The 17,394-nt window shown below is 69.3% G+C and carries 19 protein-coding genes; 6 read left to right on the forward strand and 13 right to left on the reverse strand.

Going from position 1 to position 17,394, the window contains the following annotated elements; genetic code table 11:
- Positions 1-18: 18 nt before the first annotated feature.
- From AC2YHJ_RS04145 to AC2YHJ_RS04165, 5 genes are all read right to left on the reverse strand, one after another.
- Complete coding sequence (locus AC2YHJ_RS04145) at positions 19-1,341, reverse strand: TRAP transporter large permease (protein WP_487394153.1); 1,323 nt, start codon at positions 1,339-1,341, stop codon at positions 19-21.
- Positions 1,342-1,836 carry a TRAP transporter small permease gene (locus tag AC2YHJ_RS04150; protein WP_487394154.1) on the reverse strand — a complete coding sequence of 165 codons (495 nt, stop codon included), beginning with the start codon at positions 1,834-1,836 and terminating at the stop codon, positions 1,342-1,344.
- A gap of 121 nt (positions 1,837-1,957) precedes the next feature.
- Positions 1,958-3,004 carry a TRAP transporter substrate-binding protein gene (locus AC2YHJ_RS04155; RefSeq protein ID WP_487394155.1) on the reverse strand — a complete coding sequence of 349 codons (1,047 nt, stop codon included), beginning with the start codon at positions 3,002-3,004 and terminating at the stop codon, positions 1,958-1,960.
- Between the two features lie 79 nt (positions 3,005-3,083).
- Entirely contained in the window at positions 3,084-3,704 is a 621-nt protein-coding gene (locus AC2YHJ_RS04160; RefSeq protein ID WP_487394157.1) for a 2-dehydro-3-deoxy-6-phosphogalactonate aldolase, read from the reverse strand.
- Positions 3,701-4,579 carry a 2-dehydro-3-deoxygalactonokinase gene (locus tag AC2YHJ_RS04165; RefSeq protein ID WP_487394158.1) on the reverse strand — a complete coding sequence of 293 codons (879 nt, stop codon included), beginning with the start codon at positions 4,577-4,579 and terminating at the stop codon, positions 3,701-3,703. The genes AC2YHJ_RS04160 and AC2YHJ_RS04165 overlap by 4 nt, the downstream gene beginning before the upstream one ends.
- 148 nt (positions 4,580-4,727) lie before the next feature.
- On the opposite strand from AC2YHJ_RS04165, the gene AC2YHJ_RS04170 reads away from it, so the two are divergent.
- Entirely contained in the window at positions 4,728-5,897 is a 1,170-nt protein-coding gene (locus AC2YHJ_RS04170) for a lactonase family protein (RefSeq protein ID WP_487394159.1), read from the forward strand.
- 80 nt (positions 5,898-5,977) lie between these two features.
- Here AC2YHJ_RS04170 and AC2YHJ_RS04175 read toward each other — a convergent pair whose 3' ends face one another.
- The 6 genes from AC2YHJ_RS04175 to AC2YHJ_RS04200 form a co-directional block, all read right to left on the reverse strand.
- Entirely contained in the window at positions 5,978-6,697 is a 720-nt protein-coding gene (locus AC2YHJ_RS04175) for a maleate cis-trans isomerase family protein (RefSeq protein WP_487394160.1), read from the reverse strand.
- Positions 6,694-7,527 carry an ABC transporter permease gene (locus AC2YHJ_RS04180; RefSeq protein ID WP_487394162.1) on the reverse strand — a complete coding sequence of 278 codons (834 nt, stop codon included), beginning with the start codon at positions 7,525-7,527 and terminating at the stop codon, positions 6,694-6,696. Before AC2YHJ_RS04180 ends, AC2YHJ_RS04175 begins: the two co-directional genes overlap by 4 nt.
- Entirely contained in the window at positions 7,517-8,323 is an 807-nt protein-coding gene (locus tag AC2YHJ_RS04185; RefSeq protein WP_487394163.1) for an ABC transporter ATP-binding protein, read from the reverse strand. Before AC2YHJ_RS04185 ends, AC2YHJ_RS04180 begins: the two co-directional genes overlap by 11 nt.
- Before the next feature lie 107 nt (positions 8,324-8,430).
- Positions 8,431-9,453, reverse strand: coding sequence for an ABC transporter substrate-binding protein (locus AC2YHJ_RS04190; protein WP_487394164.1), 1,023 nt, complete (start codon positions 9,451-9,453; stop codon positions 8,431-8,433).
- 151 nt (positions 9,454-9,604) lie between these two features.
- On the reverse strand, positions 9,605-10,255 hold the full coding sequence (locus AC2YHJ_RS04195; RefSeq protein ID WP_487394165.1) for a hypothetical protein: 651 nt from the start codon (positions 10,253-10,255) through the stop codon (positions 9,605-9,607).
- Between the two features lie 245 nt (positions 10,256-10,500).
- Positions 10,501-11,010, reverse strand: coding sequence for a YqhA family protein (locus tag AC2YHJ_RS04200; RefSeq protein ID WP_487394166.1), 510 nt, complete (start codon positions 11,008-11,010; stop codon positions 10,501-10,503).
- Between the two features lie 58 nt (positions 11,011-11,068).
- On the opposite strand from AC2YHJ_RS04200, the gene AC2YHJ_RS04205 reads away from it, so the two are divergent.
- The 4 genes from AC2YHJ_RS04205 (at position 11,069) to AC2YHJ_RS04220 (ending at position 14,601) form a co-directional block, all read left to right on the forward strand.
- Positions 11,069-11,422 carry a RidA family protein gene (locus tag AC2YHJ_RS04205; RefSeq protein WP_487394167.1) on the forward strand — a complete coding sequence of 118 codons (354 nt, stop codon included), beginning with the start codon at positions 11,069-11,071 and terminating at the stop codon, positions 11,420-11,422.
- Complete coding sequence (locus AC2YHJ_RS04210) at positions 11,419-12,378, forward strand: potassium channel family protein (RefSeq protein ID WP_487394169.1); 960 nt, start codon at positions 11,419-11,421, stop codon at positions 12,376-12,378. The genes AC2YHJ_RS04205 and AC2YHJ_RS04210 overlap by 4 nt, the downstream gene beginning before the upstream one ends.
- 84 nt (positions 12,379-12,462) lie before the next feature.
- Positions 12,463-13,455 carry an NAD-dependent epimerase/dehydratase family protein gene (locus AC2YHJ_RS04215; protein WP_487394171.1) on the forward strand — a complete coding sequence of 331 codons (993 nt, stop codon included), beginning with the start codon at positions 12,463-12,465 and terminating at the stop codon, positions 13,453-13,455.
- A 12-nt stretch (positions 13,456-13,467) separates the two neighbouring features.
- Positions 13,468-14,601 carry a DegT/DnrJ/EryC1/StrS family aminotransferase gene (locus tag AC2YHJ_RS04220; protein WP_487394172.1) on the forward strand — a complete coding sequence of 378 codons (1,134 nt, stop codon included), beginning with the start codon at positions 13,468-13,470 and terminating at the stop codon, positions 14,599-14,601.
- A 39-nt stretch (positions 14,602-14,640) separates the two neighbouring features.
- Here the strand turns inward: AC2YHJ_RS04220 and AC2YHJ_RS04225 are convergent, their stop codons facing one another.
- Positions 14,641-15,360, reverse strand: coding sequence for a Tle-like phospholipase domain-containing protein (locus tag AC2YHJ_RS04225; protein ID WP_487394174.1), 720 nt, complete (start codon positions 15,358-15,360; stop codon positions 14,641-14,643).
- Positions 15,361-15,562: 202 nt separating this feature from the next.
- Between AC2YHJ_RS04225 and AC2YHJ_RS04230 the strand changes: the two genes are divergently transcribed.
- Entirely contained in the window at positions 15,563-16,315 is a 753-nt protein-coding gene (locus tag AC2YHJ_RS04230; RefSeq protein WP_487394176.1) for an SDR family oxidoreductase, read from the forward strand.
- A 25-nt stretch (positions 16,316-16,340) separates the two neighbouring features.
- Here the strand turns inward: AC2YHJ_RS04230 and AC2YHJ_RS04235 are convergent, their stop codons facing one another.
- Positions 16,341-17,339, reverse strand: coding sequence for an NAD(P)H-dependent flavin oxidoreductase (locus AC2YHJ_RS04235; protein ID WP_487394177.1), 999 nt, complete (start codon positions 17,337-17,339; stop codon positions 16,341-16,343).
- Between the last annotated feature and the right edge of the window lie 55 nt (positions 17,340-17,394).

Raw genomic sequence — 17,394 nt, forward strand, 5'->3', positions numbered from 1 at the left:
CAGGGTGCGGCGTGCGGCTCAACTCAGCAGCCGCACCAGCACCAGCGACAGCCAGGGGAAGGCGACGCACAGCCCGAGCCGGATGAAATCCGTCGCCAGATAGGGCAGGACCCCGCCATAGGTCGCCCCGATCGGCACATCCCGCGCGAGCCCGGAGACGACGAAGACATTCAGCCCGATCGGCGGCGCCGTCAGCCCGATGCCGACCACGATCAGCACCAGGATGCCGAACCAGATCGCCGTCTCCTCGGTGGTCAGGCCGAAATCGAGCGCGGTGATCACCGGGAAGAACACCGGCAGCGTCAGCAGCATCATCGCCAGCTCGTCCATCACCGCGCCGAGCACGATGTAGACGAACAGGAAGGCGCAGAGCACGCCGAGCGGCGGGAAGCCCTGCTCCGCCACCCACACCGCCAGCAGGTCCGGCGCCTGCGACAGGGCGAGGAAGGCGTTGAACACCTCGGCCCCGAGCAGGATGGCGAAGATCATCGCCGTGGTCTCGGCGGTGGCCTTCAGCGCCGCGATGACGGCGGGCGGGCTGAGGGTGCGTCGCGCCAGGCCCACGATCAGCGTCGCGGCGCAGCCGATGGCTGCACTCTCCGTCGGTGTGAAGATGCCGCCATAGATGCCGCCCACCACCACCACGGCGATCGACAGCACGGGGATGACGTTCAGCAGCGCCTCGCGCCGTTCCTCGGCCGGCACGCGCGGGCCGGCGGGGCACAATTCGGGCCGGCGCCGCACCACCACCGCGATGGTCAGGATGTAGAAGGCCGTCGCCATCAGCCCCGGTATCAGCGCGGCCATGAACAGCTTGGCGATGTTCTGCTCGGTGCTGATGGCATAGATGACGAGGACGACCGAGGGCGGGATCAGGATGCCGAGCACCCCGCCGACCGCGATGGTCCCGGTCGCGAAGCCAGGCTGCGCGCCATAGCGGCGCAGTTCCGGCAGTGCGGCGCGGCCGAAGGTCGCGGTGGTTGCCACCGACGATCCGCACACGGCCCCGAACCCGGCGCAGGCGCCGATCACCGCCATGGCGAGGCCACCGCGCTTGTGCCCGATCAGCGCATTCGCCGCGACGAACAGGTCCCGCGCCAGCCCGCCACGTTCGGCCAGCGCCCCCATCAGGATGAACAGGGGGATGACTGACAGCGTGTAGTTGGCGAACAGGAAGAAGGGCGTGGACTTCAGATACGCCAGCAGCCGCGTCGTATCGACGATGTGCGCGTATCCCGCGCAGCCCACCACCAGCATGGCCAGTCCGATCGGGCAGCGCAGCGCCAGCAGCCCCAGCAGCGCCGCGAAGCCCACGCCGGCGATGATGAATTCCTCGGCCATTCAACCACGCCCGCGCATCAGGCGCCCGGTCCAGGACAGCGCGGTGAGGCCGGTCATCGCGAAGCACGCTGCGCCGATGCCGATCGACCACCAGATGGGAATGCCGAGCAGCCCCATGGTGGTGGTTTGATTGCCGAAGGCCTCCATTGCGCCGACCGCCATGCGTTCGGCCAGCACCAGCGCGGTGATGCCCCAGACCAGGTTCCAGAACCCGTCGATCGCCTGGTTGAGCCGCTGCGGCAGCCTGGTGGTGAAGCTGTCCACGAAGATGTTCGCCCGCATCAGCGTGCCATAGGCGAGGAAGCCCAGCACCGCGAGGCCGCCGCCGACCTGCACCATCTCGACATCGCCGGTGATCGGCTGGCCGAACAGCCAGCGCAGCAGCACCGACGCGCCGACCATGAAGGCAACGGCAAGCAGCACGATCCCACCCACCACCGCGAAGGCGGAAGCGAGCCGGGCGACGGGCCCTGCCGGCGGCGCGGGCTGGGTCATGCCGGGCGGTTGGCCGGTAAAACCGGATGCTGAAGGAATCCGGGTTTACCGCGCGCAGGGTTGGTGTGGCGGCTGCGCGCGGGACAACGCCAGACCCGAACTACACAGGAGTTCGGGTTTGTCAGGACACGCCCTGCCCGTAGCGGGCGACGAGGGCGCGCGTCTCCTCGACCAGCGCGCCGCCGTCGATGTTGCGTTCGCGCATCTGCGCGATCCAGGCCTGGGTGACCGGCGCCGTGGTGGTGACCCAGCGGGCCTTCTCCGCCTCGCTGATCTCGCTGATCGAATTGCCGCGGCGGCGCGCGACCTCCTCGACCTTCGGGCCTTCCTCGTCCCAAACCTTCGCGGCCATCTCGGCCGCCGCCGCGCCGGAATTGGCGTCGATCACGCGCTTCAGGTCGTCCGGCAGGCCGGCATAGCGCGCCGGGTTCATCGCCAGGATGAAGGATGCCGAATAGAGGGTCGGGCTGCCCGGGATGCCGATGTGGTAGCGCGCCATCTCCTGCAGGCGGATCGAGGGAACCACCTCCCACGGCACCACGGCACCATCGATCACACCCTGGGACATCGCCTCGGGCACCTGCGGCACCGGCATGCCGATGGGGGTTGCACCCAGCGCCTTCAGCGCCTCGCCCGCCTGCCGCGTCGGGAAGCGCAGCTTCAGGCCGCGCAGGTCCTCCATCGTCTTCACGTCGCGCTTGGCGTGGATCAGCCCCTGGTCATGCGCCCAGGCGGTCAGGATGTGCACCTCGGAGAACTCGCTGCGCATGTGCCGGTCGAACAGCTCCCAGGTCACCTTCGCATTCACGCTCGCGCGGCGATGGGCGATGAAGGGCAGCTCGATCACCTCGATGCGTGGGAAGCGGCCTGGGGTGTATCCGGGCAACGTCCAGACGATGTCCGCGACGCCATCCTTCACCTGGTCGTAGAGCTGCGGCGGCGCCCCGCCGAGTTGCATCGAGGGGAACACCTGGATGCGCAGTCGGCCGCCCGATTCCTCCCGCACCTTGTTGGTCCAGGGCACCACGAAGTGGCGATGCACGTTGGACACGGCAGGCAGGAAGTGGTGCAGCCGCAGCGTCACCTCCTGCGCCGCGGCGCGGCGGGGGGTCAACAGCGCGGGTGTGGCGAAGGCCGCACCCGTCAGCAGCAGGCGGCGGTGAAGCATCGGATCGTTTCCCCAGTGCAAGCCTTGCCGGGATTGAGCCCCCGGTTCGCCGCCACGTTCAAGCGAAACGGGCCGGCTTTCAAGCCGCGTCGAGTGCGAGGCGCAGCGCGCGTGCCTTCTGCCCCACCGCCGCGGCGCTGTCGCCCGGCTTGTAGAGCGAGGAACCGACGCCGAAGCCGGCCGCGCCGGCCGCCTTCCAGGCCGGAATCGTGTCCGCCCCGACGCCGCCCACCGGCAGCACCGCGGTCCCCTTCGGCAGCACGGCGAGCAGCGCGCGCAGCACGGCGGGGCTTGCCGCCTCGGCCGGGAACAGCTTCAGCGCATCGGCGCCGGCGGCGAGCAGGGCGAAGGCCTCGCCGGGGGTGAAGAAACCGGGACAGGCGATCAATCCGCGTGCGCGCGCCGCCAGCACCAGCGCCGGGTCGCAATGCGGGGTGACCATCAGCTTCGCGCCGGCACGGGTGATGGCGGCGACCTCGTCCTCATTCGTCACGGTGCCCGCGCCGACCAGGGTTCGGTCCCCGAAGGCCGCGTGAAGCCGGCGGATGCTTTCAAGCGGGCTGGGTGAATTCAGCGGCACCTCGAGGATGGTCAGCCCCTCGGCGAGCAGCGCGGCGCCCACCGCCTCCACCTCCTCCGGCCGGATGCCGCGCAGGATGGCGACGACGGGGCAGGCATCGAGCCAGGGCGCGAGGCTCATGGCAAGCGCGCCCCGACGCGCCACAGGCCGTGCGCGGCGGCGTCCGGGTCGGCCTTGCGGTGCGGCACGCCGAAGGCGTCGAGTGCCGTGGCATAGCGCGCCGCCAGTGCCTCGGTGCCGATCAGCAGCACCGGCGGCGCCACGCCGTCCTCCAGCGCGGCGGCGACCTCATGCCCGATCAGCAGGCCGGAGAGGTAGGAGGCCGCCTCTTCCTCCTGCATCTCGTCGAACAGGGCGGAGGCGCGGAGGCCGAACAGGTGGCGCAGCAGCCCGCCACCCTGCTTCGCCCGCGCCACGCCGCGCGCGAAGCCGCCGGGATGGTGCGGCGCGGCGGCATCCAGCATGCGCGCAAGGATGGTGTGCGCCGACAGTGCGGCGAAGGCCTCCCCGGTGAAGTGGGTGGAGAAATCCAGTACGCAGCCATCGCGGAGCCGCGCCCATTTGGAATGGCTGCCGGGAAGGCAGATCGTCGCTTCCTCCGCGCCGAGCGCCGCACCCAGCATCTGCGTCTCCTCGCCGCGCATCACCTCGGGCACGCCGTGACGGTCGCGGCAGGACAGACCCGGCAGCACGCGCACATCAGCGTCGGGGAAGGGCACCGTGACGGCCGCGGCGGCCAGGCCGTCGAGGCCCGCGGGGCAGTGCAGGTAGGGTGCTTCGAGCCAGCCCTGGCGGCTGCCGACCATGCCGCACATCAGCACGCGGGTCTCGCCGTCACGGATCCAATCGCCCACGAAGGCGCGCAGCGTGTCCGGGAATTCGCCGGGTCCCACGGTCAGGATACCGCGTGGCGTGTGGCGCCGGCCAACGAGTTCCCCATCCGGCGCGAAGCGATAGGCGCGCAGGCCCGACGTGCCCCAATCGATACCGATCATCGAACCTCTCCGCGCCCCCGATAGCCGCCACTTGCCCCCGAACCAGGGCATGCCAAAGCGGCCGCGCCGATGCAACCAATGCTTGCAGATTCATGGCCGGCGGGCCGAACATGTTTCGTCCGGGGTTCAAACGGATCGGGAGGAATGCATGAAGTCCAGGCTGCTCGGCGGCTGCGCGATGCTGTTCGCCCTTGCCATCGCCTTGCCCGCCGCGGCGCAGATCGCGGTGTCGGGCAACGACAACAAGCGCCGGCTGGTGAACGGCGTGAACACGGTGGTGCAGAACGCGCCGGCCGACACCGCGACGATCATGGACCTGTCCGGCCGCGCGCCGCGCGTCCTGGCCGAGGTCGCGCTGTCCCATTCCGTCGTCGGGCCGCCGACCTCGGTCGCAATCAGCCCCGATGAGCGCTACGCCATCCTGACTTCCGCCGAGCGCATCGACCCGGCCGATCCGACCAAGACGGTGCCGGACAACCGCGTCCAGGTCCTCGACCTGCGCGCGACGCCGCCGCGCGTGACGCAGACGGTCGAAGCCGGCCTCGGCCCCTCAGGCGTGTCGATCAACCGCTCAGGCAACCTGGTGCTGGTCGCCAACCGCAATGCCGGCACGGTCAGCGTCTTCCGCTTCGCCAATGGCGCGCTCGCGCCCGTCTCGACGGTGACGATCGGCAACGCCACCTCCTCGCCCGCGCATGTGCAGTTCACGAGGGACGGGCGGCGTGCGCTGGTGACGCGCGACGATGCGGCAGCGTCCTTCGTCTCGGTTCTGAACGTGGATGGCGAGACGGTCACCAAGACGAACCGCGACATCACCGTCGGCATCCGGCCCTATGGCATGGGCCTGACCGCCGATGGGCGCTGGGCGGTGGCGGCCAATGTGGGGCGCGGCAGCGGTGACGCGGACACCGTCTCGCTCATCAACCTGCAGCGCGAACCCTTCCTGACCGCGGACACGATCAGCGTCGGGGCGACGCCCGAAGGCATCCAGGTCAGCCCCGACAATCGCCACGTCGCAGTGACGATCCACAACGGGTCGGCACGGCCCGATGGCGACCCGCTGCGCGGGCAGGCGCAACTCGTCATCCTGCGCATCGAGCGCGGACGCCTGCAGGAAGTAGCCCGCGCGCCGGTCGGCGCCTGGGCGCAAGGCATCGCCTTCTCCCGCGACGGGCGGATGATCGTCGTGCAGAACATGGCGGACCGGAACCTTGCCGTGTTCCGGTTCGAGAACGGGCGGCTGCGCGACACCGGGCAGCGCATCGGAGTGAATGGCGGGCCGGCGGCGATCCGCACGGCCGAAGGGACGGGACGATAGGAAGGTTGGAGGGGCGCCGCCCCTCCAAGCCACCCCGCCAAAGTGCAGTGCGCTTTGAAATGCCGGAAACTGGCGCGCGCCTATCGAAGGCGCGCCAGCACGCCGAGCGCGGGGACCGTCGCGGGGTCCACGCCGGCGGCACGCAGCGCGCCCCATAGCGCGACGGCGACGGAATCCAGCACGGGCACGTCAGGCACGGCCGCCGCCGCATCGAGGCCCCGGAAATTCGTGCAGTGGATCGCGATGGCGTCGCAGCCTTCCGCCGCGACCTCACCCACCAGCCGCGTGACCAGGTCGGGCGCGTGATCGGCGAAGGAGTAGTTGCCGGGATCCTCGAGGTGGCGCTCGCCGGCAGTGGCGAAACCCTCTGCACGCAGGTTGGCGAGGATCGCCGCCTGCACCGAGGCGAGATAGGGCGTCACCAGCCCCACCCGCTTCGCCCCCAGCGCACGCAGCGCGTCGTGCAGGGCGAGCGTCGCCGTGGTGCAGGGAATGCCCGTCGCCGCCGTGATCGCGGCGCAGACCGCGCGATCGGCATCGAGCCCGAGCCAGGCGCCGGATGTGCCGTTCCAGCACAGCACATGCACCTTGGCATCCGCCAGCATCTCCGCTGCCGCGACCATGGGAGCGACATCGAACTGGCCGGTCGAACCACCTTCCAAACTGATGGACAGAACGCGCAGCCGCTGGAAATGCGCGGTGATATGTGGCGCATTCGCGAGCAGGGAAGCAGTCGCGGGCTCCAGCACCGTATTCGAGGACGGCGTCAGCATCCCCAGGCGGATGGCGCCGGGCATCATCCGCCCGTCGCGAGGCGCGGGTCGTTCTGCCCGCGCGTCGCCCAACCGGTGGTGCGTTCCTCGATCGTCACTGCCACCCAATACATCAGCACCCCCATCACCCCCGTCACGATCAGCCCGGCGAAGACCAGCGGGACGTCGAAGCGAGAGGATGCCACCAGCATCAGGTGCCCGATGCCCTCATTCGCCGCGACCGTCTCGCTGATGATGGACCCCACGAAGGCGACGGTGATCGCAACCTTCAGCGAGGCGAAGAAATAGGGCATCGCCCGCGGCAGCCCGACCTTGGTGATGATGTCGATCGGCCGGGCGCCGAGCGCGCGCAGCACGTCGCGCAGTTCCGGTTCCACCGTCGCGATGCCAGTCGCCACATTAACCACGATGGGGAAGAAGGAGATCAGGAAGGCGGTCAGCACGGCGGGCCAGAAGCCGGCGCCGAACCAGATCACCAGGATCGGCACCACCGCCACCTTGGGCACGGAGTTGAAGGCGATCAGCAACGGATACAGCCCGCGATACACCAGCACCGAGGACCCGATCGCCACGCCGAGCGCCAGGCCGAAGCCGACCGCCATGATGAAGCCGACGAAGGTAGTCACCAGCGTCGCCCAGGAATTGGACAGCAGCGGCTGCCACCACTTCACCATGCTCTCGGCGATCGCGCTCGGCGCCGGCAGGATGAAGGGTGGGATGTCGAAGACGTGGACCAGCATCTCCCAGATCGCGAACATGCCGATGGTCACCAGCCAGGGCAGCGCGTTCTCCAGCCGGCGGCGGCGGCGCGCGGCTTCGGCAAGCGCCTCGGCTGAACGGGCGGACCTAGCGGACATCGGCATCTTCCCCCTTTCGGGCATCGCTGATGCGGTCGCGGAGTTCGTGGACGATGGCCTGGAACTCAGCCTCATAGGTCTGTTCCAGGCGGCGCGGGCGCGGGTAGGGGACATGCCGCTCGGCGATGATGCGCCCGGGGCGGGAGGACATGATCAGCACCCGGTCTGCGAGATAGACCGCCTCCTTCAGGTCGTGCGTCACCAGGATCACGGTCGGCTTCCTGGCGAGCCAGACCGCCTGCATGACGTCCCACAGATCCTCCCGCGTGAAGACGTCGAGCGCGCCGAAGGGTTCGTCGAGCATCAGCAGGCGGGGATCGTGGACCAGGGCGCGGCAGAGGGATGCGCGCTGCTGCATGCCGCCTGACAACTGCCAGGGGAACTTCGCTTCGAAGCCTTCCAGGCCAACCAGCTTCAGCAGGTCGCGGGCCTTGCGTTCATAGGTGCCGCGCTGGGCGCGGAGTTGCCGCCGGTGCGGCTGCACCACCTCCAGCGGCAGCATCACGTTGTCGAGGATGTTGCGCCAGGGCAGCAGGGTCGGATTCTGGAAGGCCATGCCGGCGATCGACAAAGGCCCGTCCACTTCCCTGCCATCGACGATGACGGTGCCCTCGGTCGGCGGCCACAGTCCGGTGACCAGGCGCATCAGGGTGGACTTGCCGCAGCCCGAGGGCCCGACCACCGCGACGAATTCGCCATCCCCGACATCGAGGCTGGCCTGCCGGAGGGCCAGTGTCCCCTCGACGCCGCCATAGCGCATGGCGACGCCGTCGATCTGCACGAAGGGTTGGGTCATGCGGATGTTCCTGGCACGCGCCGTGCCGTGAGGGCGCCAATTCCCCGCGGTCCAGGGGGCCGCTGCCCCCTGGTGGGGAGGTCCGGAGGGGCAATGCCCCTCCGGGATCAGACCCGCCGATCCGCCGCCGGCGGCAGGAAGTCCGCCGTATAGATCTGCGTCCCCTGCAGCCGCGGCGCGAGGTTGTAGGCCTCCTCCACCTGCCGGATGCCGGTCTGCAGCCGTGCCGGATCGACCGAGGAGATGCCGTTGGCGCGGACATTCGCGCTCATGATCACCTTCTCGACGTTCAGTTCGTGGCGCTCGCGTTCCAGCGGCACATCGGTCAGCGGTTCGACGCGCTTGAGGATGTCGAGCATCTCCTGCCCGTTGCGCACCGTCTCGATGAAAGCCTTGGTCAGGGACGCGACCATGCCGCGCACCGCGTCCGGATTGCGTTCCAGGTAGCCGCGCGTGGTCAGCAGGGCGCCGCCATACAGGTCGAGGCCGTGGTCGTAATACATCATGGTCCGCTGCTGGTTCAGGCCGAGCCCGATGCCCTTCAGCGCCAGTGCGGAGGTGGTGACGAAGCCCGTCACGCCATCGGCCTCGCGGCGGACCAGCATGGGTTCGCGCAGCGCGGGGGTGACGGACAGGAAGGTGACCTTCGAGGCATCGATGCCCGCGGCCTTCGCGAAGGCGGGGAACAACTGCCGCCCGGCGTCGAATTCGGGTGCTGCGAGCCGCTTGCCTTCCAGGTCCTTCGGCGCGCGGATCGGCCCATCGGCGCGCACGATGGCGCAGAGCGGGCTGCGGTCGTGCAGGATGGCGACGGCGACGATGCCGCGGTCCGGGTTCTCCGCCATGAAGCGGATCGCCGGGTTCAGGTCGGCATAGCCGAAATCGTAGGCACCACCGGCGAGTGCCACCGGCACGCCGCCCGATCCCTGGCCACGATCGACCGTCACATCGAGGCCGGCGGCGCGGAAATACCCTTTCTCCCGCGCCACCAGGGCGAAGGCGTTGGGCGCCTGGAAGGCCCAGTCGAGCGTCATCCGCACGCGGGTCGCCTGGGCGTGGCCGAGGCGCGGGGCGGCGAGAAGGCCGCCGGCCGCGAGCAGCGCGGATCGACGATTGAGGACAAGGACCATGTCTGCGTCTCCCTGTGCGGCGATCTCGCCGGCGATGCCGCTCTGTGCGGCATCCGCGGGCGGGCGCGCAAGCGGCGCCGCATCCGGCCGGTGCGGTTTTCGGATGCGGCCGCGCCATCCTTGCCCGCGATCGGGGCAGCGCTGCCGCGTTTCAGGGCGGAACCATGAAGGCCGAGGCGGCGCAGGCCCGCGCCAGCAGCGAGCGCATCGCCGGGTTGGCGTGACCCTCATGCGCCGTCAGGGCCTCCATCGGGCAGAAGTATTCGTGCGGATGCGGCACCTGGTGGCGAGCGAAGCCATCATAGTGGTCGCGCTGCAGGCCGTAGAGCACGCGCAGGTCGCGCACCGGCAGGCTGAAGCCCGCGACCGGTTCTGTGGCGAGGAAGGGGATGATGCGCCAGCGCGGCGTCGGATCGTTCGCCTGCAGCGGCGCCAGCAGCCAGGCGAGCGGGCAATGCGCCAGCAGCGAGATCGTGGACGGCGCGAAGCGCGACCGCTTGTCGAGGAGGTTCTGGAAGGTGGAGCAGGCCTCGATGCAGAGGATGTCCGCATAGGGGTCGTCCGGGGAGCCGCCGAAATGCAGCCAGAGGCCGTCGGGGATGGTCCGCATGCGGTCTGAGCCCGGGATTTTGAGGTAGGGCTGGGCCACGGGTTCGCCGTCGCAGGGGCGGGCCCGCAGCCAGGCGCCTTCCGCGCCCAGGCTGCCGGCGCCCGGTGGGTGCTGTGGCCAGGTCTTCAGCCGGTCGCGGACGACATTGTCGAGCCGCCTGGGACGACGCAGCGATGCACGGATTTCACTCATGGAAGGAAATTTCGCCCCGTTAATCAACTTATAGGCGAATCAATAGCAACCATCAGGAGAACAACAAGACAAAACATCAACTATTTGGATAGATTTCCGCGTTTTGACGGAGAGAAACCGCGGGGCCGGCACGGGCCATCGAGCCTGATCTTCATACGCCATGTTAAGTTGAACCAGTAACAGATTCCATTGAGTCGCGATTTTGCGACAGCCTGTGACAGTCGCCGGTCAGTGGCGGCCGGGACCTATTCCTTCCCCGCCGGGCGGGTCCCTGCCGTGATGCGGTCGGTCAGCGCCAGCGCCACCGCCCCGATTAGGAACAGCCCGTGCAGCCCCATCGCCCAGCCGAGCGTGCGGTCCGAATAGCCATCGCCGCGCATGAACATCTGCAGCAGCTGGATCGAGGAGATCGCCACGATCGACCCCGCCAGCTTCACCTTGAGGTTCCCCGGGTCGAGCTTACGGATCCACGACATCCCACCCGCCCGGCTTTCCGGGTCGAAGGGGGAGACCAGGCTGTCCCAGGACGCCAGGATCACCATCACCACCAGCGAGGCGACCAGCGTCCAGTCCAGCAGATGCAGCAGGTCGAGCAGCGCCTGGTCCTCGGGCGAGGAGAAGACGCCGCTGCCGAACTTCACCACCTTGGCGACGAAGCGCGCCGCGAACAGGCCGAGCGCCACCGTCAGGCCGAGCAGGAACACCGCCGCGAGCCACCGGTTGACCAGAATGAATTTGGCGAGAATCGGCCGCATGGGATGAACCTCCTCCGCCGCTTATGGACGAGACGGCGGCGGGAAAGGAAATCGAACCATGGCGATCCGCAGGTTGGCAGAGGAGCAGCGCCTTTCCGGCGCGGTTGTGGCGGGCGGCATGATCTGGCTGGCCGGCCAGGTCGCCGACGACGCGACTGCGGATGCCGAGGGCCAGACCGCCGACATCCTGCGCCAGATCGACGCCCTGCTGGCCGAGGCCGGCACCGACAAGCGCGCCCTGGTCAGCATCCAGATCGTGCTGGCGGACATCAAGGACGCGCCGGCGATGAACCGCGCCTGGGATGCCTGGCTCGACCGCGGCCACAAGCCCGCGCGCATGACCATCCAGGCGCCGCTGGTCGATCCCGCCTGGAAGGTGGAGATCACCGGCGTCGCGCTTGCGTCTCGGTGACCACGGCGCCGGATCCCTATCGCCCGCCGATGGGCTGGCTGCGGTCGGTCGTGATGACGCTCGGCTTCGGGCTTCTCGTGGCTGGTGGCGTGGCGGACCAGGATTCGCCCTTTCCCTACCTGGTGATCGGCGTCGCCGCGTTGGGGCTCGGGACGCTCTACCTGTTGTTCCCGCACGGCATGCACGCGGCCTTCGGCATCAGCGCGGGGCTCGCGGTCTACGCCTGCCTGTTCACCGTCATGGGCCGCGCCGCTTTCCCCGAGGCGCCGTCCTGGTCCCGCGCGCCGGCCTTCCTGATGCCGGTCGGCGCCTTCCTGGTCGCCGTGTGGTGGCGGCGCGGCAAGCTGCGCCTGGTGGCCGAGGCGGAGCGGCCCTTCGACCTCGACCACCTGCCGCGCATGGCGCGCTGGCTGATGCCGATCTGGGCGATCGGCGTCTTCTCCCTGGCCCTGCCGGTGAACCGCCTGCCGGTCTTCGACCAGGGCACGGCACTGATCGGTGCGATGGCCATCATCTCGATCATCATCGCGAGCTCGGTCGGCGGGGTCGTGCTGCTGCTGACCGACATGGCGCTGATCACCCAGGAACTCGCCGGGCGGGCCGGGCGGATGCTGGTGCCGATGATCGCCTTCCTCGCGATGTACGTCATGCTGGTGGTGGTTTTCGCCTGCTTCTACCGGATCGCGCAGGGGCTTTCGCTGCATCCGCTGTTCCACGGGCCGCAGGGGCCGCTGCCGCTGCCCTTCCCCGATGCGCTCTATTTCAGCCTGGTGACCCAAGCGACGGTCGGCTACGGCGACGTCACGCCGCATGACGACGGCATCCGGCTGCTGGCCTCGGTGCAGGTGGTGGCGGGCCAGTTGCTTCTGCTGTTCGGCTTCGCCGAGATCATGCGCACGCGGCGCGTGCTGGGCGGGGAGGGACCCCACCGCCGGCCCGGTCCGGGCGGTGAATAGGGTGTGCGCAACTCCGCCGCCGTGCCGGCCTCATTCCGCCGCATTCCAAGGCAGAATGCGGACCGCTTCCTGGAAGGCTGACCGATGATCGATGCGACATTCTGGCGCGGCCGCCGCGTGCTGGTGACGGGCGGGGCGGGCTTTCTCGGTTCGAACCTGTGCCATGCGCTGGCGCATCTTGGCGCGCGGGTGACCGCGCTCGATGCCATGATGCCCGATGGCGGCGCCTCGGCACGCAACCTCGAAGGCGCCGGCGTGCTGCTGGTGCGCGGCGATATCCGCGACACCGAGCTGCATTCGCTCTGCGACGGCGTGGACGTGCTGTTCAACATGGCCGCCCAGACCTCGCACATGGGCGGGCAGAAGGACCCGGTGGCCGACATCGCCATCAACGCCGTCGCCCAGGTGCGGCTGATCGGCGTGATGCGGGAGGCAGCACCCAAGGCCACCGTCGTTCATGCCTCCACGCGCCAGTTCTATGGCCGCCCGCGCGCCCTGCCGGTCGATGAGCTGCATCCGGTCAACCCGCCCGACGCCAATGGCGTGTCGAAATGGGCGGGCGAGCAGTACTGGCTGCTCGAACAGCGCGTGCATCACCGTCCCGTCGTCTCGCTGCGCCTGACCAATTGCTATGGTCCTCGGCTGCGCATCCGCGACGCGCGGCAGACCTTCCTAGGCATCTGGATCCGCCGCGTGCTGGAAGGCGAGCCCTTCGAGGTCTGGGGCGGCGAGCAACTTCGCGACCTGACCTATGCCGAGGACGTCACCGATGCCTTCCTCATCGCCGCCGAGAAGGCGGCCGAACCCGCGCTGGCCGGGCAGGTGTTCAACCTCGGCGGCAGCCCGCCGACCTCGCTGCTCGACCTCGCCAATCGGCTGATCGCCGCCAATGGCGGGAAGGGGTCCTTCGAGACCCGCGAATTCCCCGCCGACCGCGCGCCCATCGACATCGGCTCCTATGCCGCCGACGATCGCGCCTTCCGCAACGCTTCCGGCTGGGAGCCCAGGGTGGACCTCGATGAGGGGTTGCGCCGCTCCCTCGCGTGGTATCGTCCGCGCCTCGCCGACTACCTGTAAGGCAGACAGCCCATGAACGCGCCCACCATTGCCACCATCCCCCAGGCCGACCCCGGCGCCGGATACCGCGCCCAGAAGGCCGAGATCGATGCGGCCGTCGCTCGCGCGCTGGAATCCGGCTGGTACATCCTCGGCAAGGAAGGCGCTGCCTTCGAGACCGAATTCGCCGCCTGGCTCGGGCTGAACCGCGCGGTCGGCTGCGCCAACGGCACGGATGCAATCGCGCTGATCCTGCGGGGCTTGGGCATCGGCCCGGGCATGACGGTCGCCACCGTCTCCCACACCGCGGTCGCCACCGTGGCGGCCGTTGAGATGGTGGGTGCCACGCCGCTGCTGCTCGACATCGACCCCGACACCTACACCATGGACGCGGACGAACTCGTCTCGGTGCTGGACGAGCCGCCGCCGGGCCTGCCGCCGATCAAGGCGGTGATCCCCGTCCATATCTATGGCCAGGCCTGCGACCTCCGGCCGATGCTGGCGGCGACGCAGGAAGCCGGCATCCCGTTGATCGAGGATTGCGCGCAATGCCATGGCGCGACGTTGGACAATGCGCGGCTCGGCACGCTCGGCACCGCGGCTGCCTTCAGCCTGTATCCGACGAAGAACCTCGGCGCGCTTGGCGATGGCGGCGTGCTGGCGACCAACGATGTCGAACTCGCCGACCGCATCGCGGCGATTCGGCAGTATGGCTGGAAGGACCGCTACGTCAGCGCGATGGTCGGCGTGAATTCCCGCCTCGATGAGGTGCAGGCGGCGATCCTGCGGGTGAAGCTGACCGCGCTCGATGCCGGCAATGCGCGCCGGCAGGCGATCGCGGCGGCCTATGACGCCGCACTCGCCGGCGGGCCGATCGAGGCACCGATCCGCCGCCCCGGCGCGGAGCATGTCTTCCACCAGTATGTGCTGCGCTGCGCGAACCGCGCGGAGGCGCAGGCGTACTTCAAGGCGCAGGGGATCGGCACGGGCATCCACTACCCCGTGCCGGTGCATCTGCAGCCCGCCTACAAGGACCGCGCGGCGCTCGGCCCCGCCGGTTGCGCGGAGACGGCGCGCGCCGCGGAGGAAGTGCTGAGCATCCCGATGTATCCGGAACTGACGGATGCGCAGGTGGAGCGGATCTGCGAGGCGCTGCGCGGGCTCTGAACATTGCCGGAGGGGCTGCGCCCCTCCGGTTCCGCCGGGTCAGCGGGTTTCGAGCGCCTGGATGATCGGCACCATGCTGTGCGGGTGCGGCGACTGCGTCGGGCAGGCGATCGTCTGCAACGGCATGCCGACATGGCTGCCGAACAGGCTGACCGGATCCCAGTTGCCGCGGAAATTCGCGATGGGCGCGAAGGCGTCCGACCCGGTCGCCGCGACCGCCTGGTTCAGCGCGGTGATCAGCGCACCGCCCACGCCAAGCGTGCCGAGGCTCGCGAGGAAGCTGACCCCGGCCGAACCCGCCCCACCGACCGCCGCGCGGATCGGGTTCGAGGAGAGCTGATTGACCAGCGCCAGCGCCCCGGGCGCGTTCCAGGTCACGCCGGGCAGGCCGAGGATCGCACCGACCATCTGTACGAAGGCACCGCCGAGCGAATGCCCGGTCAGCCAGGTCACCTCCGCCTTGCGAGCGATGCCCGCGGTGAAATCCACCGCGTCGTTCAGTTTCATCGCAAGCGCATTCAGCCCCATGCCGATGCCGCCGAGATCCGCCGCGATGGCATCCTTCGCATTCGCCGTGCCGCGGAAGCAGACGCAGGCGATGTTGTGGCCCGAGCCCTTCCAATAGACGCGTGCGCGGAAGTTGTCGTTCTCGTACAGGTCCTGGATCTGGCTGGTGTGCCAGTCACGCAGCATGCCGGAATTCGCCGCGTCGCTGTAAACGTCGTCGGCAATTCTTGCCATGTTCAGGATGTCGTACATCGGTGCCTTCGGTTTGCGAATGTTCGATGCGACGGCATACGGCTCGGACCCATGCCGCTGATAGCGATCCAGGTCACAGGCGCGGCCTGCCTCTGAGGCGTTTCACAGCGCGTGCATCGCAATGTCACAACCGAGACCGCTGCGTCGTCCTGATGGCGAAGCGCGCCGATCGGACCGCGCGGAAGCATCAGGGACCATCACCATGAAGATCGTGATCATTGGCGGCACGGGGCTGATCGGCTCCAAGACCGTCCGGCTGCTCAGGGCGGCAGGGCACGAGGTCGTCGCCGCCTCGCCCAATACCGGGGTCGACACCATCACGGGGCAGGGCCTGGCCGAGGCGCTGGCTGGTGCGCGGGTCGTCCTCGACCTGGCGAATTCGCCCTCCTTCGCGGATCAGGCGGTGCTCGACTTCTTCACCATCTCCGGGCGCAACCTGCTCGCGGCGGGCACGGCGGCCGGGATCGCGCATCATGTCGCCCTGTCGGTCGTGGGCACCGAACGGCTTCAGCAGAGCGGCTATTTCCGCGGGAAGCTGGCGCAGGAAGCGCTGATCGAAGCCTCGGGCCTGCCCTACACCATCGTTCGTTCGACCCAGTTCTTCGAGTTCCTCGGCGGCATCGCCAAGTCGGGCGTCGAGGGCGGTGCGGTACGACTGTCATCGGCCGCCGTGCAGCCGATCGCCTCCGACGATGTCGCGGCTTTTATGGCCGAGACCGCGCTCGCCGCGCCGGCCAATGGCATGATCGAGATCGCCGGGCCGGAGCGAATGCCGCTCAGTGGCCTCGTCGCGCGCTACCTGCGCGCGACGGGCGATGGGCGAGACGTGGTGAGCGACCCGCGCGCGCTGTACTTCGGCGCGCTGCTGGACGATCGCTCGCTGGTGCCCGGCGAGAGCCCGCGGCTTGGCGCGACCGGCTTCAAGGCCTGGTTCCAGCGATCCCGGCAGCCGTGACGGACGTGGCGGCCACGTCGGTGTCCTACGCCGCCGCGCGCCGCCCCCAGCCCGCATTCACCAGCGGCGACCCCGCGCCGATCTTCTGCCGCGCCGCCGCGTATTCCGTCGCCAGCCGGTCGATCAGCGCCGCCGCCGGGACAATCTCCTTCACGCCGCTGACCGACTGGCCGGCGCCCCAGATGTCCTTCCACTTCCGCTTGCGCTCGGTTCCGAAATTCATCTGCGACCCCTCGACGCCGCCGAGGTCGTCCGGGTTCAGCCCGGCGGCGCGCAGCGAGGGCTTCAGGTAGTTGCCGTGCACGCCGGTGATGAGGTTCGTGTAGACGATGTCCTCCGCCGCGCTGGCGACGATCATCGTCTTGTAGTCCTCGACCGCGCGGGCCTCGGTGGTGGCGATGAAGGCGCTGCCCATATAGGCGAAGTCCGCACCCATCGCCTCGGCCGCCAGGATCGAGCGCCCATGCGCCATCGCACCCGACAGCGCCACCGGCCCGTCGAACCAGGCGCGTGTCTCCTGCAGCATGGCGAACGGGGATTGTGCGCCGGCATGCCCGCCGGCGCCGGCGGCGACCAGCACCAGCCCGTCCGCGCCCTTCTCGATCGCCTTGTGGGCGAAGGTCTGGTTGATCACGTCGTGGATGATGTGCCCGCCATAGGAATGGACCGCGTCATTCACCTCCGGTCGCGCGCCGAGGCTGCTGATGATCAGCGGCACCTTGTGCTTCACGCACAGCGCGAGGTCCTGCTCCAGCCGGTCGTTCGACCGGTGGACGATAAGGTTGATGGCGAACGGGGCGGCGGGCCGGTCCGGATGCGCGGCATCATGCGCGGCAAGGCGCTCCTGGATCTCGCCCAGCCATTCGTCGAGCTGTTCCACCGGCCGGGCGTTGAGCGAGGGCATCGACCCGATCACGCCGGAGGTGCATTGCGCCGCCACCAGGTCCGGCACCGAGATGATGAAGAGCGGCGAGCCGATCAGCGGCAGGCGCAGGCGGCCCTTCAGGCTTTCAAGCAGGGTCATGGGGTTCCCTCGGTTGGATTTGGCGCCGAGAATCACCGGTTGCGGCGGTCTTGTC

Source organism: Roseomonas sp. SRI_022 (assembly GCF_057586215.1).

Coding starts and splice junctions, on each gene's coding strand:
- AC2YHJ_RS04230 (WP_487394176.1), top strand. CDS start 15,563: ATGAAGATCGTGATCATTGGCGGCACGGGGCTGATCGGCTCCAAGACC.
- AC2YHJ_RS04175 (WP_487394160.1), bottom strand. CDS start 6,697: ATGATGCCCGGCGCCATCCGCCTGGGGATGCTGACGCCGTCCTCGAAT.
- AC2YHJ_RS04165 (WP_487394158.1), bottom strand. CDS start 4,579: ATGATCGGTATCGATTGGGGCACGTCGGGCCTGCGCGCCTATCGCTTC.
- AC2YHJ_RS04180 (WP_487394162.1), bottom strand. CDS start 7,527: ATGTCCGCTAGGTCCGCCCGTTCAGCCGAGGCGCTTGCCGAAGCCGCG.
- AC2YHJ_RS04155 (WP_487394155.1), bottom strand. CDS start 3,004: ATGCTTCACCGCCGCCTGCTGCTGACGGGTGCGGCCTTCGCCACACCC.
- AC2YHJ_RS04215 (WP_487394171.1), top strand. CDS start 12,463: ATGATCGATGCGACATTCTGGCGCGGCCGCCGCGTGCTGGTGACGGGC.
- AC2YHJ_RS04150 (WP_487394154.1), bottom strand. CDS start 1,836: ATGACCCAGCCCGCGCCGCCGGCAGGGCCCGTCGCCCGGCTCGCTTCC.
- AC2YHJ_RS04235 (WP_487394177.1), bottom strand. CDS start 17,339: ATGACCCTGCTTGAAAGCCTGAAGGGCCGCCTGCGCCTGCCGCTGATC.
- AC2YHJ_RS04145 (WP_487394153.1), bottom strand. CDS start 1,341: ATGGCCGAGGAATTCATCATCGCCGGCGTGGGCTTCGCGGCGCTGCTG.
- AC2YHJ_RS04195 (WP_487394165.1), bottom strand. CDS start 10,255: ATGAGTGAAATCCGTGCATCGCTGCGTCGTCCCAGGCGGCTCGACAAT.
- AC2YHJ_RS04200 (WP_487394166.1), bottom strand. CDS start 11,010: ATGCGGCCGATTCTCGCCAAATTCATTCTGGTCAACCGGTGGCTCGCG.
- AC2YHJ_RS04220 (WP_487394172.1), top strand. CDS start 13,468: ATGAACGCGCCCACCATTGCCACCATCCCCCAGGCCGACCCCGGCGCC.
- AC2YHJ_RS04205 (WP_487394167.1), top strand. CDS start 11,069: ATGGCGATCCGCAGGTTGGCAGAGGAGCAGCGCCTTTCCGGCGCGGTT.
- AC2YHJ_RS04185 (WP_487394163.1), bottom strand. CDS start 8,323: ATGACCCAACCCTTCGTGCAGATCGACGGCGTCGCCATGCGCTATGGC.
- AC2YHJ_RS04160 (WP_487394157.1), bottom strand. CDS start 3,704: ATGAGCCTCGCGCCCTGGCTCGATGCCTGCCCCGTCGTCGCCATCCTG.
- AC2YHJ_RS04225 (WP_487394174.1), bottom strand. CDS start 15,360: ATGTACGACATCCTGAACATGGCAAGAATTGCCGACGACGTTTACAGC.
- AC2YHJ_RS04190 (WP_487394164.1), bottom strand. CDS start 9,453: ATGGTCCTTGTCCTCAATCGTCGATCCGCGCTGCTCGCGGCCGGCGGC.
- AC2YHJ_RS04170 (WP_487394159.1), top strand. CDS start 4,728: ATGAAGTCCAGGCTGCTCGGCGGCTGCGCGATGCTGTTCGCCCTTGCC.